The sequence below is a fragment of the Desulfuromonadales bacterium genome (genome assembly GCA_035620395.1).
In the GTDB taxonomy this organism is placed as follows: domain Bacteria; phylum Desulfobacterota; class Desulfuromonadia; order Desulfuromonadales; family DASPGW01; genus DASPGW01.
On sequence record DASPGW010000225.1, the window covers coordinates 1 to 13,599 of the forward strand.

The 13,599-nt window shown below is 61.1% G+C and carries 14 protein-coding genes; 10 read left to right on the top strand and 4 right to left on the bottom strand.

Translation table 11 applies throughout. The features are described from left to right. The 10 genes from VD811_12450 to VD811_12495 all read left to right on the top strand — a co-directional run. On the top strand, nucleotides 1–531 hold a 531-nt coding region (locus VD811_12450), incomplete at its 5' end, for a Fic family protein (GenBank protein HXV21788.1). 158 nt (nucleotides 532–689) lie between these two features. After that, a complete protein-coding gene (locus tag VD811_12455; protein ID HXV21789.1) occupies nucleotides 690–2,003 on the top strand; it encodes a 4Fe-4S binding protein in 1,314 nt (437 codons plus the stop codon). Between the two features lie 319 nt (nucleotides 2,004–2,322). Continuing rightward, on the top strand, nucleotides 2,323–3,168 hold the full coding sequence (locus VD811_12460) for a cation transporter (GenBank protein ID HXV21790.1): 846 nt from the start codon (nucleotides 2,323–2,325) through the stop codon (nucleotides 3,166–3,168). A gap of 67 nt (nucleotides 3,169–3,235) precedes the next feature. After that, the gene (locus VD811_12465; protein ID HXV21791.1) at nucleotides 3,236–3,745 is read left to right on the top strand and encodes a DUF2318 domain-containing protein; all 510 of its coding nucleotides are present in this window, start codon (nucleotides 3,236–3,238) and stop codon (nucleotides 3,743–3,745) included. Between the two features lie 122 nt (nucleotides 3,746–3,867). After that, entirely contained in the window at nucleotides 3,868–5,025 is a 1,158-nt protein-coding gene (locus VD811_12470) for an ABC transporter permease (protein HXV21792.1), read from the top strand. 76 nt (nucleotides 5,026–5,101) lie between these two features. Continuing rightward, entirely contained in the window at nucleotides 5,102–5,809 is a 708-nt protein-coding gene (locus VD811_12475; GenBank protein ID HXV21793.1) for an ABC transporter ATP-binding protein, read from the top strand. 10 nt (nucleotides 5,810–5,819) lie between these two features. Beyond that, nucleotides 5,820–6,077 (top strand): zinc ribbon domain-containing protein, encoded by a 258-nt coding sequence (locus VD811_12480; GenBank protein ID HXV21794.1) that lies wholly within the window; start codon nucleotides 5,820–5,822, stop codon nucleotides 6,075–6,077. Continuing rightward, nucleotides 6,074–6,385 carry a hypothetical protein gene (locus VD811_12485; protein ID HXV21795.1) on the top strand — a complete coding sequence of 104 codons (312 nt, stop codon included), beginning with the start codon at nucleotides 6,074–6,076 and terminating at the stop codon, nucleotides 6,383–6,385. The genes VD811_12480 and VD811_12485 overlap by 4 nt, the downstream gene beginning before the upstream one ends. A gap of 201 nt (nucleotides 6,386–6,586) precedes the next feature. Beyond that, entirely contained in the window at nucleotides 6,587–8,143 is a 1,557-nt protein-coding gene (locus VD811_12490) for a PAS domain-containing sensor histidine kinase (GenBank protein HXV21796.1), read from the top strand. Beyond that, nucleotides 8,121–8,486, top strand: a complete 366-nt coding sequence (locus tag VD811_12495) for a response regulator (protein HXV21797.1) — start codon at nucleotides 8,121–8,123, stop codon at nucleotides 8,484–8,486. Before VD811_12490 ends, VD811_12495 begins: the two co-directional genes overlap by 23 nt. Nucleotides 8,487–8,610: 124 nt before the next feature. Here VD811_12495 and VD811_12500 read toward each other — a convergent pair whose 3' ends face one another. The 4 genes from VD811_12500 to VD811_12515 all read right to left on the bottom strand — a co-directional run. Next, nucleotides 8,611–10,146 carry a B12-binding domain-containing radical SAM protein gene (locus tag VD811_12500; protein ID HXV21798.1) on the bottom strand — a complete coding sequence of 512 codons (1,536 nt, stop codon included), beginning with the start codon at nucleotides 10,144–10,146 and terminating at the stop codon, nucleotides 8,611–8,613. A 160-nt stretch (nucleotides 10,147–10,306) separates the two neighbouring features. Then, a complete protein-coding gene (locus VD811_12505; protein ID HXV21799.1) occupies nucleotides 10,307–12,094 on the bottom strand; it encodes an alpha-amylase family glycosyl hydrolase in 1,788 nt (595 codons plus the stop codon). Between the two features lie 79 nt (nucleotides 12,095–12,173). Then, nucleotides 12,174–12,461: a hypothetical protein gene (locus VD811_12510; protein ID HXV21800.1), complete on the bottom strand. Its 288-nt coding sequence runs from the start codon at nucleotides 12,459–12,461 to the stop codon at nucleotides 12,174–12,176. A gap of 98 nt (nucleotides 12,462–12,559) precedes the next feature. Beyond that, nucleotides 12,560–13,599 (bottom strand): ATP-binding protein (locus VD811_12515; protein ID HXV21801.1); only part of this gene is annotated, 1,040 nt, incomplete at its 5' end.

Genomic DNA, 13,599 nt, shown 5'->3' on the forward strand with positions numbered 1-13,599 from the left:
CAGTTCGAGACGATCCACCCCTTCATCGACGGCAATGGCCGCGTAGGGAGGCTCCTTCTGCCGCTCATGCTGTCCGCCGAAGGTTATTGCCCCGTTTACCTGGCCGGGTTTCTCAAGGAAAACCAGCAGGAATATTACGACACGCTGGGCGCGGTGCAGTTGCGTGGGGAATGGGTGCCGTGGGTCCGGTTCCTCGCCGAGGGGGTGCAGGTGGCCGCACGGGAGACCATACAAACAGCGGAACGGCTGGCCGCCCTTCTCGATCAGTGGAAGACGCTCGTTCGCACCAGCAACGTCCGGAGCGACGCCCTACCCCACCGACTCCCTGAATACCTCATCGCTCACCCGGTTGTCACGGTCCGCTTGATCCAGGAGGCGTTCAATACCTCATTCCCGACGGCCAATGCCGCATTGCGCGTCATGCGAGATATTGGGATCATCACGCCGCAGACTGAACGCAAACGGGACCGGACCTTCATCGCTACGGACGTGATTAGCATTCTTAATCGGCCCCCTGCTCCAGACCAATAAACGACTGGCTAATGGTTGTCGGTGTGCTGCTGACTTGCTCATGATGGTGTGTGCAACCGAGCCGGTAGAGCGGTGAATCCCACTCACCGCCCACGACGTTAGCTGAATAATGCCAGTTGACCCCTTTTGGGGCGCCCAACTGTTTTTGGAGGTTAACCATGGGACATCTGGTTGGGAAAGACATTTTCAGGAAGCTGGGCAAGAAAATAGATGGACTGGAGACGCGGGCTCCGTGGAACGACAAGCTGCACGCAATTCTGAAGGCGCTTTACTCCGAGAAGGAGGCGGATCTGATTATCAGGATGCCGTACGGCTTGTCCAGTTTCCAGCAGCTGGAAAAGACGACCGGGTACGAGAAATCGGAACTCCGCCGGCTCCTGGACGGTTTGACGGCGAAAGGTCTGGTGATGGATCTGTGGCTGAACGGGGCGTATCAGTACGTGCCGTCGCCGATGGTGATAGGCATCTTCGAGTTCACCATGATGAGAATGGGACCGAACGCCGACAGCAAAGAATGGGCAAAGCTGCTCCATGAGTATATGGAGGTCGATCCCTCCTTTATGACTGCAAATTTCGGCAAGGGAGAACAGCTCTTCAACCTTAGGGCGATGCCCCATGAAGAGGCGGTGCCGGAATCGGAATTTTTCGAGGTGCTGGACTATGAGAAGGCATCGGCGCTGATCGAGGCGAACGATAAATTTTCCATCGGACTCTGCAGTTGCCGACACAAGAAACTGCACGTGGGAGAAAAAACGTGCGATGTGCCGCTGGAGAAATGCTCCCAGTTCGGTCGTGCCGCCGACTTCATGATCCGGAACAAGCTGGCCCGTGAAGTCAGCAGGAGCGAGATGATGGAAAACTTCGCCCAGTCCCGGGATATGGGCCTCGTCTTCGGCGCCGACAACGTCCAAAAAAACATCAAATTCGTCTGCCATTGCTGTAAATGCTGCTGCGGCCCTCTTCTCGGCATCAGCAAATACGGCTACCCCAACGCCATCGTAACCTCGACCTGCATCGCCGAGATCGTGGACGAATCGTGTGTCGGTTGCGGAAAATGCGAAAAGGCATGTCCGATCAACGCAATTGCCATGAATGCCGCGGCAAACCCGGAAGGGAAAAGAAAGCGGGATGCGCGGGTCGATACCTCCATATGCATCGGGTGCGGCGTCTGCGCATTGAAATGTCCGACGAAGGCCTGCCGCCTTGCAAAGCGGAAGCAGCGGGTCATTCACCCCGAGACAACATTCGAGAGGCTGATACTGCAATGCCTGGAACGGGGAACCCTGCACAACCAGATCTTTGCCGACCCGCAAAGCATCAACGAAAAGTTCATGCGCGCATTTGTCGGCGGCTTTTTGAGGCTTCCCCCGGTGAAGAAGGCGTTGTTGAGCGACAAATTGAGGTCGAAGTTCCTCGCTGCCATGAAAGAAGGGGTGAAGAAGCAGGGGAAAGAGTGGGTGCTGGAGGTGTAACGAGCGCAATCGGCATTTTCATCCTCCGCCCCTCCCATCCGCCTGACGGCCGGTAAAGCGGATGATACCCTCCTCTTTCCTTCTGTAGAATATTCCTCAGCCCTCTGCAGTCTATTCCACACTCCTTTTTGCCGTCCGCTTCGATATTCCCGTTGTTTTTCAAGTTATTACGGTCGGTTGCCGGCCCTGCCAAAACTGGCACGAGACATGAAAGATGTCCGTGACGGTAACACTTTTGCCTCCGTGTTGCCTTTGTCCAGGTCCTGAGCACGACGCAAAAAGGCTCGATTTTTTACATCTCGAAGGAGAGTGTCCGACCATGAAATTCCGCCTGCTGATTGCCCTTGTCGTGGGTCTCGCCCTGGTCGCCGCCGGCGGCTTCGCCTGGACGGCTTCCCGTCCCGACGCTTTCGCCCTGGCCGAATTTTCGGTGCAGAACCTCTCCTGCGGCTCCTGCGTGCAGAACATCCAGAACGCCCTCGGCGGCGTCAAGGGGGTCGGGGCGGTGGAGGTCAGCGTCACCTCCAGCCGGGCGCGGGTGGAATACGCGCCCGCCAGAATCGATGCCGCGACCATCGCCGGACGCATTACCGAAGCCGGCTATCCGGCCGTGCTGAGCCAGGACCTGTCGGCTGCCGACTACCAGGCGCTGCGGGAGGATGAAGCCCGGCTGGCCGACCGCTTCGTCGGCCGCATCGGCCAGAAGCTGGTCAGCCGCGAGGCGTTCGCCGCGGCCCTCTCCCGTCGGGAAAGCGAGGCCGCCGCGCCGAAGCAGGGACTGCTCAAGAATGTCTGGGGAGAGATCCTGCAGCGGGAGATACTGCTGGCCGCCGCCGAGAAAAACGGCGTAGTGGTGCAGGAGGGGGAGGTCGATCTGGAACTGCAGAAGCTGCAGGCTGCCAGCGCCGACTTCGCCGCCGTCGTCCAGGCCCGTTACGGCAGCGAGGAGGAGTTCCGTCGCCAATTGAAGGAGGATCTGATCATCCGGCGCAATATCGACGAACATGTGCTGCAGGGCGAGTCCGACCAGGGCCGGGCCCGGCAGAAGATTGATCTCTGGCTCCGCGAACTTGCCGCCGCCGTCCCGGTCGTTATCTTCGATCCGGCGCTGCGAGCGGCAGTCGTCGGAGGCGGCAAGGGGTGCGGCGGCGGTTGCTGCGGATAATACCCGTAACTGGTGACTGGTGTTTGGAAAAAGACAAAGTAATTTCGAGCTCGAAGGAGATGGAATAATGAGTGAGCGTCAGGAAAAAAGAGCCCAGTTTCAGCAGGAAAAAAAGCGTGGTTTGTTTCCCCTCGTCGTTGCCGTCCTCGTGGTGCTGGCGGCGGCCGGCGTCATCGGCTGGAAAGCCGTCGGCGGCAGCGGTGCCAGCGCCTACCCGATGGTGGCCGCCGAGGGCGGCGCGGTGACCATCCCGGTGGCGCAGGTGAGCGACGGCAAGGCCCACTACTTCAGCTACCGCAGCGGCGAGGCCAACGTCAGTTTCTTCGTCCTCAAGAGTCAGGACGGAGTGATCCGGGCCGCCTTCGACGCCTGCGACGTCTGTTACCATGCGAAGAAGGGGTACCGGCAGGAGGGGGACTCCATGGTCTGCAATAACTGCAACATGAAGTTCAGCTCCGACCTGATCAATGAGGTGAAGGGCGGCTGCAACCCGGCGCCGATCCAGCGGTCCGTGGCCGACGGCAAACTCGTCATTGCTGCGACCGAACTTGCCGCGGGAGCAAGGTATTTTCAGTAAATTCAGGCCCGATGCCCGAGGCAGAAGGGATAAACCAGGGACCATGCATTGGAGGTACCCTTTGGCCTCGGGCCTCGTGCCCTTAGCCTGAATGCACACTTTCGAACGGGAACAATCTTCTCATGAACTTACGAACCATCGCCTTCAACAATCTGCGCCGACGCAAGGCGCGCCTGGTCTTTCTGGTGGCCGGCCTGCTGATCGGGGTGGCCACCGTGGTGACCCTGCTCTCCCTCACTGCGGCCCTGACCATGGAGGCCGAGCACAAGCTCGACACCTACGGCGCCAACATCCTGATCACGCCGCGCAGCGATGAGCTCTCTCTCGCCTACGGCGGCATCACCCTCGGGGCGGTCTCCGTCGATGCTCACGAGATCCGCCAGCGGGACCTGATCCGGATATTCGACATCCCCAATGCCCGCAACATCGCGGCCGTCACCCCCAAGGTGCTGGGAGCCGTTGAAGTGGGCGACTCCCGGGTGCTGATCATGGGGGTGAACCAGGAGGTGGAATTCCAGGTCAAGCGCTGGTGGTCGGTGGAAGGCCGGCCGCTCGCCGCCGACGACGAACTGGTGGCCGGCAGCGCCGTGGCCCGGCGGCTCGGCCTGGCGATGGGAGAGCCGGTCGTCATCGCCGGTCGCAGCTTCACCCTCACCGGCATCCTGCGCGAGACCGGCTCCCAGGACGACCACCTGCTGATCGGCTCGCTGCCGGCCGTGCAGCGCCTGCTCGGCAAGGAAGGCCTGGTCTCGCTGGCGGAAGTGGCGGCCCTCTGCGGCGACTGCCCGGTGGAGGACATGGTGAACCAGATCGCCGCCGTGCTGCCCGAGGTCAAGGTCAGCGCCATCCAGCAGGTGGTGAAGACGCGCATGCATGCCCTCGAGCAGTTCCGCGCCTTCTCCCTCGGCGTGGCGGTGGTGGTGATCCTGGTCGGCGCCCTGGTCGTTTTCGTCACCATGATGGGTTCGGTCAACGAACGGACCCGGGAGATCGGCATCTTCCGGGCGCTCGGTTTTCGCCGGGGCCACGTCGTGGGGCTCATTCTCATGGAGGCCGCGGCGGTGAGTCTGCTCGCCGGACTGCTCGGCTACCTTACCGGTATGGGTGCGACCCGGCTGATCCTGCCGTTTCTGGCCGAGGAGCATCCGCACCTGGTCTGGAGCCTGCCGCTGGCCGGCAGTTCACTCCTGCTCGCCCTGGTCGTCGGCGCCCTGGCTTCCTTCTACCCGGCTCTGCACGCCAGCCGGATGGACCCGACCGAGGCGCTGCGGGCGCTTTGACGGATTTCCCCCCTTTGCAAAGGGGGACTTTAACGGGATCACTATCCACAGACACAATCACCACAACGGGTGAAATATGGCATTTATCGAAATCAGCGGATTGAAGAAACACTACGCCGGCGAGGCGGACTGCGTGGAGGCGCTGAAAGGGGTCGACCTGAGCGTGTCCGAGGGGACCTTTCTCGGCGTCATGGGTCCCTCGGGTTCGGGCAAGAGCACCTTTCTGGCCATCCTTGGCGGGCTCTGCCACCCCAGTGCCGGGCGGGTAGCCGTGGACAGTATCGACCTCTATGCCCTCGGCCAGGAGAAACTCGCCGATTTCCGGCGCGAATATCTCGGCTTCGTCTTCCAGTCCTTCAACCTCGTCCCCTACCTGACCGCCCTGGAGAACGTCATGCTCCCTTTGGCGGTCAAAAAGATGCCGGCCAGCGCCAAGCGGGAGCGGGCCAGGGAGGTGCTGGCCCGCGTCGGACTGGCCGGCCGGGCGACCCATCTGCCCAACCAGCTCTCCGGCGGCGAGCAGGAACGGGTCGCCATCGCCCGCGCCCTGGTCAACGCCCCGCCGCTGATCCTGGCCGACGAGCCGACCGGCAGCCTCGATACGGCAACCAGTGCCGAGATCATGGCGCTGCTCACGGAACTGAACGCCGAGGGGCAGACCATCGTCATGGTGACCCACAACCCGGAGAACCAGGCCTGGTTCCATCGCACCGTGCTCCTGCGCGACGGCCTGGTCGCCTCCGATGTTGCCACTGCCGTCCCGCTTCGGGCGGCGGCCGGTTAAGGAGCCGGTTGTGGTTCTGATCTTTCTCGTCAGCCTGGCCCTTCTCTCCCTGGCCATCCTGGCCGAACTGGAGCGGCGGCAGGAGAGTGCGCAGGCCGCCGGCGGCAGCTGCCCCGCCTGCGTCCGTCCGGTGGAGGCGGACTGGCTGCTCTGCCCGCATTGCCGGACGCTCCTCAAGGAAAGCTGTTCCGGCTGCGGCCGGCATGTCTCCACCTGGCATCTCTTCTGTCCCGGCTGCGGTCTCCGGCGGGGAGAGGAGGAGAAATGAAACGGCGCTTTTTGAGTGCTTCGGCGGCCCTGCTTCTGGCCGGCGGCACCGTTCTGGCGGTCTTTTGCTACAACACCTGGTCCCTGTGCTGCGGACGGTGCACCGCTGCAACCTTCCTGACCCTAGGTCCCTTCGGCTTGGCGCTGCTGGCCCTCAACCTGCTGGCGGTATGCCTTCTGGTCAGCCTCAAGCTGCACCGTCGGCGCTCTCTTGCCCGCTGCCGCTGCCGCTGCGGAACCACTCTGTCCGCGGATTGGCTCTATTGCTCGAGCTGTGGCCGCGCGGCCAATTCTTTTTCCGAGAAATAATACTCTTCCCGGCTTTTCCCTTCTTTCCTCCGATCTGACCTCTACGTGCAAGGCAGTCTGCTCCCGTCGTTGGCGGCCGGTTTCAGGCCATGGCCAGTCCGGCTGACAGGTGGTAGAATATAAACTCATTTTGCTGTTCAGAAGGTGTTGTTCCAGGCGATCTGGTGCTGCAGACCGGCACGGCGAGACGTGAGGATTCTCATGAAAAAGCATCCGTTCTCTGCGGGCAGCGATGCAACTCGGGATGAACTATCCGGCCAGCCGCCCCTCTCTCCCGAGTTCCGGGAACATCTCGACCAGCTGCAACGCTTCCGAACCCTGCTCGACCATGCCAACGATATCATTCTGCTGGTCCGGCTCGATTCCCTGCAGATTGTCGATGCCAATTCATCCGCCTGCCGGCAGCTGAGCTACCCCGGTGAAATGCTGATCGGGATGCCGGTCGAAAACGTCGTCGACTTCGAAAGCCTGCAGTGGCCGGAAGGGGCTGCGGAAGAGGCCGAGCGGCGTACGATTTCGACTCAACTGCGGCGCCGGGAAGGGGATAGATTGCCGGTCGAAATACTCTTGAGCATGGAAGAGTTCGGCGATACGCCCTATGTGGTGATCGTGGCGCGCGACGTCACCGAGCGTCTGCGGGCGGAGGCGGTGCTCAGGAAGTCCGAATGGGAGAAGGGACTCATTCTGGAGAGTACCGAGGAGCTCGTTGTCTTCCACGACCGGGAGATGCGGATCGTCTGGGCGAACAGGGCCGCTGCCGAATCGGTCCACCTGACCAGCGACCAATTAAAGGGACGTTACTGCTGGGAGCTCTGGCACCAACGCCACTCGCCCTGCAGCAACTGCCCGGTCGTCGGCTCGGTCCGCACCGGCCAGCCGCATAGTGCAGAGATCACCACCGCTGATGGCAGAGTCTGGCTCATTCGTGGTTACCCGGTGCGTAATGACGAGGGCGAAATCGAGGGGGTGGTCGAGTTGTGTCTCGATATCACCGAGCGCAAGCGGGCCGAGGAGACACTGCGGGAGAGCGATCGGATGAAGACCGAGTTCATCTCCACCGCGGCCCATGAGCTGCGGACGCCGCTGACCTCCATTCTCGGCTTCTCCCAGGTCCTGCTGAGTTCGGAGAACCTTTCGGACGCGGAACATAAGGAGTTCCTCCAGTACATCTATCAGCAGGCCACCGCACTCGCCGGGATGGTGGCCGACCTGCTCGATATTGCCCGCATCGAGTCGGGACAGGGACTGACTCTGAAGCAGGTACCCTGCACGGCCGGTGAACTCGTGATCCAGCTCTCGCCGTTCCTCCAGAGCGGTCCGGAGCGCACCCGCTTCGAGCTGTCCATTGCCGCCGAGACTGCTCCGTTGCGGGTCGATAAAGCGAAGATGGCCGAAGTTTTCGAGAACCTGCTGAGCAACGCCGTCAAGTACTCGCCGCCGGGCAGCCCGATCCGGATTGCCGGCGAAATTGTCGGCGGGAGCTACCGTTTCTCCGTCGCCGACCGGGGCATCGGCATGACGCCGGAGCAGGTAGCCAGGGTTTTCGACAAATTCTACCGGGCGGACGCTTCCGACACGGCCGTCAGCGGCCTCGGTCTCGGCATGAGCATCGTCCGAAACATCGTCGAGGCGCATGGCGGCAGGATCTGGGTGGAGAGCGAACCCGGCCGCGGGACGACGGCCCATTTCCTTCTTCCGCTCGCCCTCCCGGCTGCCGCCGGCAAAGGAAGCAAAATTGAAGAAAATTCTGATCGTTGATGACCAGCCCGAGGTGGCGCGGCTGCTGGAAATCGTCCTGCGGCGGGAGGACCGTCAACTGCTCTTTGCGGCAAACGGCGAGGAGGGTCTCGCAGCGGCACGCACCTCCTGCCCGGACCTGGTCCTGCTGGATATCATGATGCCGGGGGAGGTGGACGGCTACGAAGTTGCCCGCCGGTTGAAAAAAGATCCCGCCACTGCCGGCGTGCACATCCTCGTCCTCACCGCCAAGGTTCGCGAGCAGGACCGCCGGGAGGCTGTTGCCGCCGGCGCCGACGATTTTATTTCCAAGCCCTTCGACATCATCGACCTCAAAACCAGGGTGGACCGCGTCCTCGGCTGAGGAGAGCCGTCGATTTTCTGAATCTGACAAGACCTCTTCGATATTCTCTCCCCACTCCCGCGCCGCTTCACCTCTCCTGCTGTCTATCACTGGAATTGTCCGGTATCTTCTGCCGGAGAAAAACTCAAACATAGCCTTTCTTCTCATCCCAAGCCTCGTGACCATCGAACATCCCGCTGCCGCTGATCTTTTCTGCGACCTTCCGGAAGTGGAAACCGTGCACGGCGTAGGTGATGGCCAGCGGGAACAGGCGCGGTTTTCTGAGGAGCGACCAGAAGAAGAGTTTCCAGAAGTGGAACCGCTCCCTGCCGATCACCCCGAGGAACAGCATCGACTTGAACAGCGCCCCCAGGTGCCCCTGCTGCAGATGAAATTTCCCCTGCGGCCGCGGCCGATATTCCTGAAAGAGCTGGATCACCCGTCGATAGTACTGCTTGGGGGCATAGATGGTGTCGAGGATTTTCCGGTAGCCGGCGATGAGGGCCTCGGGTTGCATGCGGGGGACGAAATTGATATCGATGGCGGTGTTGTCGCCGGAAGAGTCCTTCAGCAGGCGGCCTTCTCGTTCCAGGCGCTGGTAGAGCCTGGTGCCGCGCAGGGCGGTGAGCACCCCGACCATGGCGGTGACGATGCCGCTCTCCTGGATGAAGCGGATCTGCTTGTCGAAGATCGTTGCCGGGTCGCTGTCGAAACCGACGATGAAGCCGCCGTGCACCTGGAGTCCGGCCTGCTGGATGCTCTTGACGGAAGCGAGCAGGTCGCGGCTCCTGTTCTGTTCCTTGCCGCTCTCGGCGAGACCCTCCTCATGCGGCGTCTCGATGCCGATAAAGACCTCCTCGAAGCCGGCGCGGACCATCATCTCCATCAGCTGCGGATCGTCGGCGAGGTCGATGGACGCCTCGGTGTAAAAATAGAAGGGGTACTCCTTGCTCTCCATCCAGTCGATGATGGCCGGCAGCACCTGCCGCTTCAGTTTTGGCTTGTCGCCGATGAAGTTGTCGTCGACGAAGAAAACGGCCCCCCGCCAGCCCTGGGCATAAAGGTTCTCCAGTTCGGCGATGAGCTGAGCCAGAGGCTTGCTGCGGGGCTTGCGACCGAACAGGGCGGTAATGTCGCAGAACTCACAGTCAAAGGGGCAGCCCCGCCCGTACTGGATATTCATGGCGGCGTAATCGTGCATCTCCACCAGGTCCCAGAGGGGAGGGGGCGTTTCCTTGAGCTGCGCCCAACCGTCGGCGGAATAGACCCGCCGGGGTGCGCCGCGCTGCAGGTCCTGCAGAAACAACGGCAGGGTGATTTCCCCTTCCCCAAGCACCAGATGGTCGACCTCGGGGAAATCGTCACGGCACGAGGTAAACAGGGGACCGCCGGCGACCGTTTTCACTCCCAGGCGCCGGCAACGGTCGATCACCTCCCGCGCCGACTGCCGCTGGATGGTCATGGCACTGATGAAGACATAATCGGCCCACTTCAGATCCTCATCGGCCAGGGGACGCACGTTCATGTCGACCAGCCGCTTTCCCCACGGCCCTGGCAGCATCGACGCCACGGTCAAAAGCCCCAGCGGCGGGAAACTCGCCTTCCTGTCGATGAATTTCATGGCGTTCCGGAAGCTCCAGAAAGTGTCCGGATAGTGGGGATAAACGAGGAGAATCTTCATATGAATGGACCCCTAAACGTGTTGTATGCAGGGAAATTACTTTTCGTATTCTATGGCTGTTCTTACGACTGTCATTGAAGCTAATGTAAACAATTTGTAAAAGTTGAGCGACTGCGGGTGACCCTTGAGGTCAGCGAATTCCGACTGCACGGGTAGCTGTTCATTGGGAAAAGATCAGTACGCTGTAAGGGCCGATGGCAAGCGCGGCGTGAAAGGGAAAGCCGTCGCATGCGCCTGCTTCGGCGCTTACGTCGGTACTCGGATGATTCCAGAAGTCGTCGTTGTAACCCTGCCAATCGCTGTTGAAACGCAGTTTCCAGGTCCCCGCCGCCGGAAAACCAATGACGTAGCCATCCTGCGGCTCGCGGAAAAAGTTGGCGACGACCACGACGTCGTCCGCCGCTCCGCCCTTGTCCCAACGATGAAAGGCGATGACCTTGCGATCGTCGTGCAGGTGATAGACCTGGGTGAACTGCCCGCAGAGCCCGCGGGTGAAGCCGTTGCGATTGAGCCGCAGCCAGATGAGATCTCGATAAAGCCGAACGATGCCGTGGAACTCGTCGCTTTGGTCCCAGTCGAGCGGGACCGTGTCGCGGAACCATCCGCCTTCGAGAAATTCCTGACCCTGGAAGAGCATGGGAATGCCAGGGGCGGTAAAGACCATGGCGGCGGCCAACGTCGACCGCTTCCGTGCGTACCAGCCCTTGGGATCATTCGGGTTGATCTCTTGCGGCACGCGCGCCTTGCCGTTCGCCACCTCGTCGTGCGATTCGCTGTAGATGACCCGGTCGAAGGCGTCGTCGTTGTAGCGGTAACAAAGGGCGTCGCGGATGGCGGCGAGTGACCGCTGTTCATCCGCGGGAGTTGCCACCGCCCGACGAATGGGGTGGACGAACATGGCGTCCCACTGCGAGCTGAAACCGGCTCCGCCGGCGCCGACGTCTTTCGTGAGCCAGTTGTTGTTCAGCAGATCCTCGGCGATCGTGATTCGGCCGGGAAACTTTTGGGAAACCTCGCGGTTGATCCACTGGAGCAGGCTCCAGCCATCGGGGAGCTCAAGGTCATCAGACCCATTGACGGTGCGAATGAATTGGGTGCAGTCGAAACGCAGGCCGTCGACGTGGTATTCTTCGAGCCACATCATGACGTTATCGAAAATATATTGCCGTACTTCGCCGCGTCCGTAATCGGGCCGGGTTTCCCCCCAGCGCGTTTTGGCCCGGTCGTCGTTGTAGAAGTAGATGCCGCCGCGATCATTCTCGGACCAGCCGTCGAATTGCCAAAGATCGAGATCGCTGGGGCCCAGATGATTGTAAACAACGTCCAGGATGACTGCTATGCCCTCCTGGTGGGCGCGCTTGACAAACTGCTTGAACGCCAAGGGCCCGCCGTAGTTGGTCTCGACCGAAAAGATATGGGCGGGGTTGTAGCCCCACGACCGATCTCCAGCAAACTCGCCCACCGGCATGATCTGGATCGCATTGACGCCAAGCTTTTTCAAATGTCCCAGACGGGCCGACACCGTGTCGAACTGGGCGGGCAGTTTGTCGTCCACCTGGTCGTTGAACGTGCCGACATGCAGTTCGTAGATGACAAGTTCGTTCCACGGCGCGAGTTGGAAGTCGTCCCCTTGCCAGTCGAAGCCCGGATCGTGAACGATGGCGTTGCCGACCGAACTGGTCACCTCGCGGGCGTAAGGGTCAATGCGCTTGCAATCGCCCTTTGCCGTGGCCAGCAGGTACTTGTACTGATCGCCGACTTGAGCCTCTGCCGCATCGGCGTACCAGCAGCCGTTCTCCTCGGCTTGCATGGGATGTCTGTCGCCGTCCCAGTCGTTGAACGAGCCGATGACGGACACTCGCCGGGCGTGGGGCGCCCACACGCGGAACGCAACTCCCGCCGCATGAGGGATGGCCCCCATGCCCTTGATCCTGGTTTCATCGCTCATGGAGATATCCTCCGCGTTACAGCCCCATTTCCAAAAACAGGCTAGGCAGATTTTCCGGGTCTGCAGTCAGCTGACTTGCTCATTTGCGCTTCCTGATAGCTTCGCGCAAGATAGTCCCGACCTCGTCCCGGATTTGTTCCGCTCCCGTTTTGAGGTCTTCCCATTCATCCTCGCTGGCGGCCGATATCCCTTGCAGCTTTACCGCGGCCTCATCCCGCTTGAGCTGCAAGGCTGCGATCGTGTATGCATATTCAAACTTCTCCTCGGGCGTGGCGCTTTCTGCTTTGTCCTTGAGCCGCTCGATCTGCAAATCCCATTCAACCATCTGCGCAGAGAGATTTTCGACGTACTCTGTTCGCTTGTCCATGCGGGCAACCTCCGCTCAAAGTCACAATGACCGGCCACGCCATCTGGTTCTTCCTCAGGCATGCTCAGGCGTTCTGCCGGGTCAGGACCTGGTTTGCGTTAATTAAAAGTGAAAAAGAAGGTCGCTCCCTCGCCCGGTTTACTTTCGGCCCAGACCCGCCCGCCGTGGCGCCTGACGATCCGTTCCACCGTGGCGAGGCCGATGCCGTGTCCCGCGACGTCCGTTCCTGCGAGCCGTTGGAAAGGAAGGAACAGCTTGTCTGCAAACGCCATGTCGAAGCCCGGCCCGTTGTCGCGGACAAAACAGGCCGGTTTGCCGTCAACCTCCGTCGCGCCGAATTCAATGACCGCCCCCTCCCGACTGCCGGCATACTTCCAGGCGTTGCCGATAAGATTATCCAGGACCACCCGCAACAGGGCCGGATCGCCTTCGGCCACTATCCCTGGTGCGATCCGGAACAGGACCCGGCACTCCGGGTCCGCCACTTTCAGTCCCGTGGACACTTCTTCCGCCACTTTGCTGAGGTCAACCTTTTCATGGCGCATTTCGACGCGAGTGACGCGCGAAAAATCGAGCAGGGTATTGATGAGCCGGTTCATGCGCAGGGTGCCTTCGTATATTTCCCGGATATATCCCTTGCACTGTTCATCGAGTCTGTTGCCATGCAGGTCCTGGAGTACTTGACAATACCCGTGGATGGTCGTCAAGGGATTGCGCAGGTCGTGGGAGACGCTGTAGTTGAATGCCACCAGTTCGATATTCGCGGATTCCAGCTCGGCGGCGCGGGCAGCCAGGTCGGTGTGCAGAATTTCGAGATTTTTCTCCAGCTGTCTGCGTTCGGAAATATCGAGGATAGCTGCGCGACACTCCTGCCCTGAAGCAACGGCCACGGCTTCAACCTGCACCAATAGCGAGCCTTTTCCTTCTTTCAGAAGCGCCAGCTCACAGGCCTCTTTGGCTCGGCTCCCGCATGCCCTCCGGAGGAATGCGGTGAAGACGGGACGGTCGGCAACGGTGACGAACTCCTCGAAACGCCGGGCGAGCAGCCGGGAGCGCTCGATACCGAGGAGCCTGGCGCCGCTGAGGTTCACGGCACGGATGGCCCCGTCGCGGTCGAAGGTAAAGTAACCGACCGGGG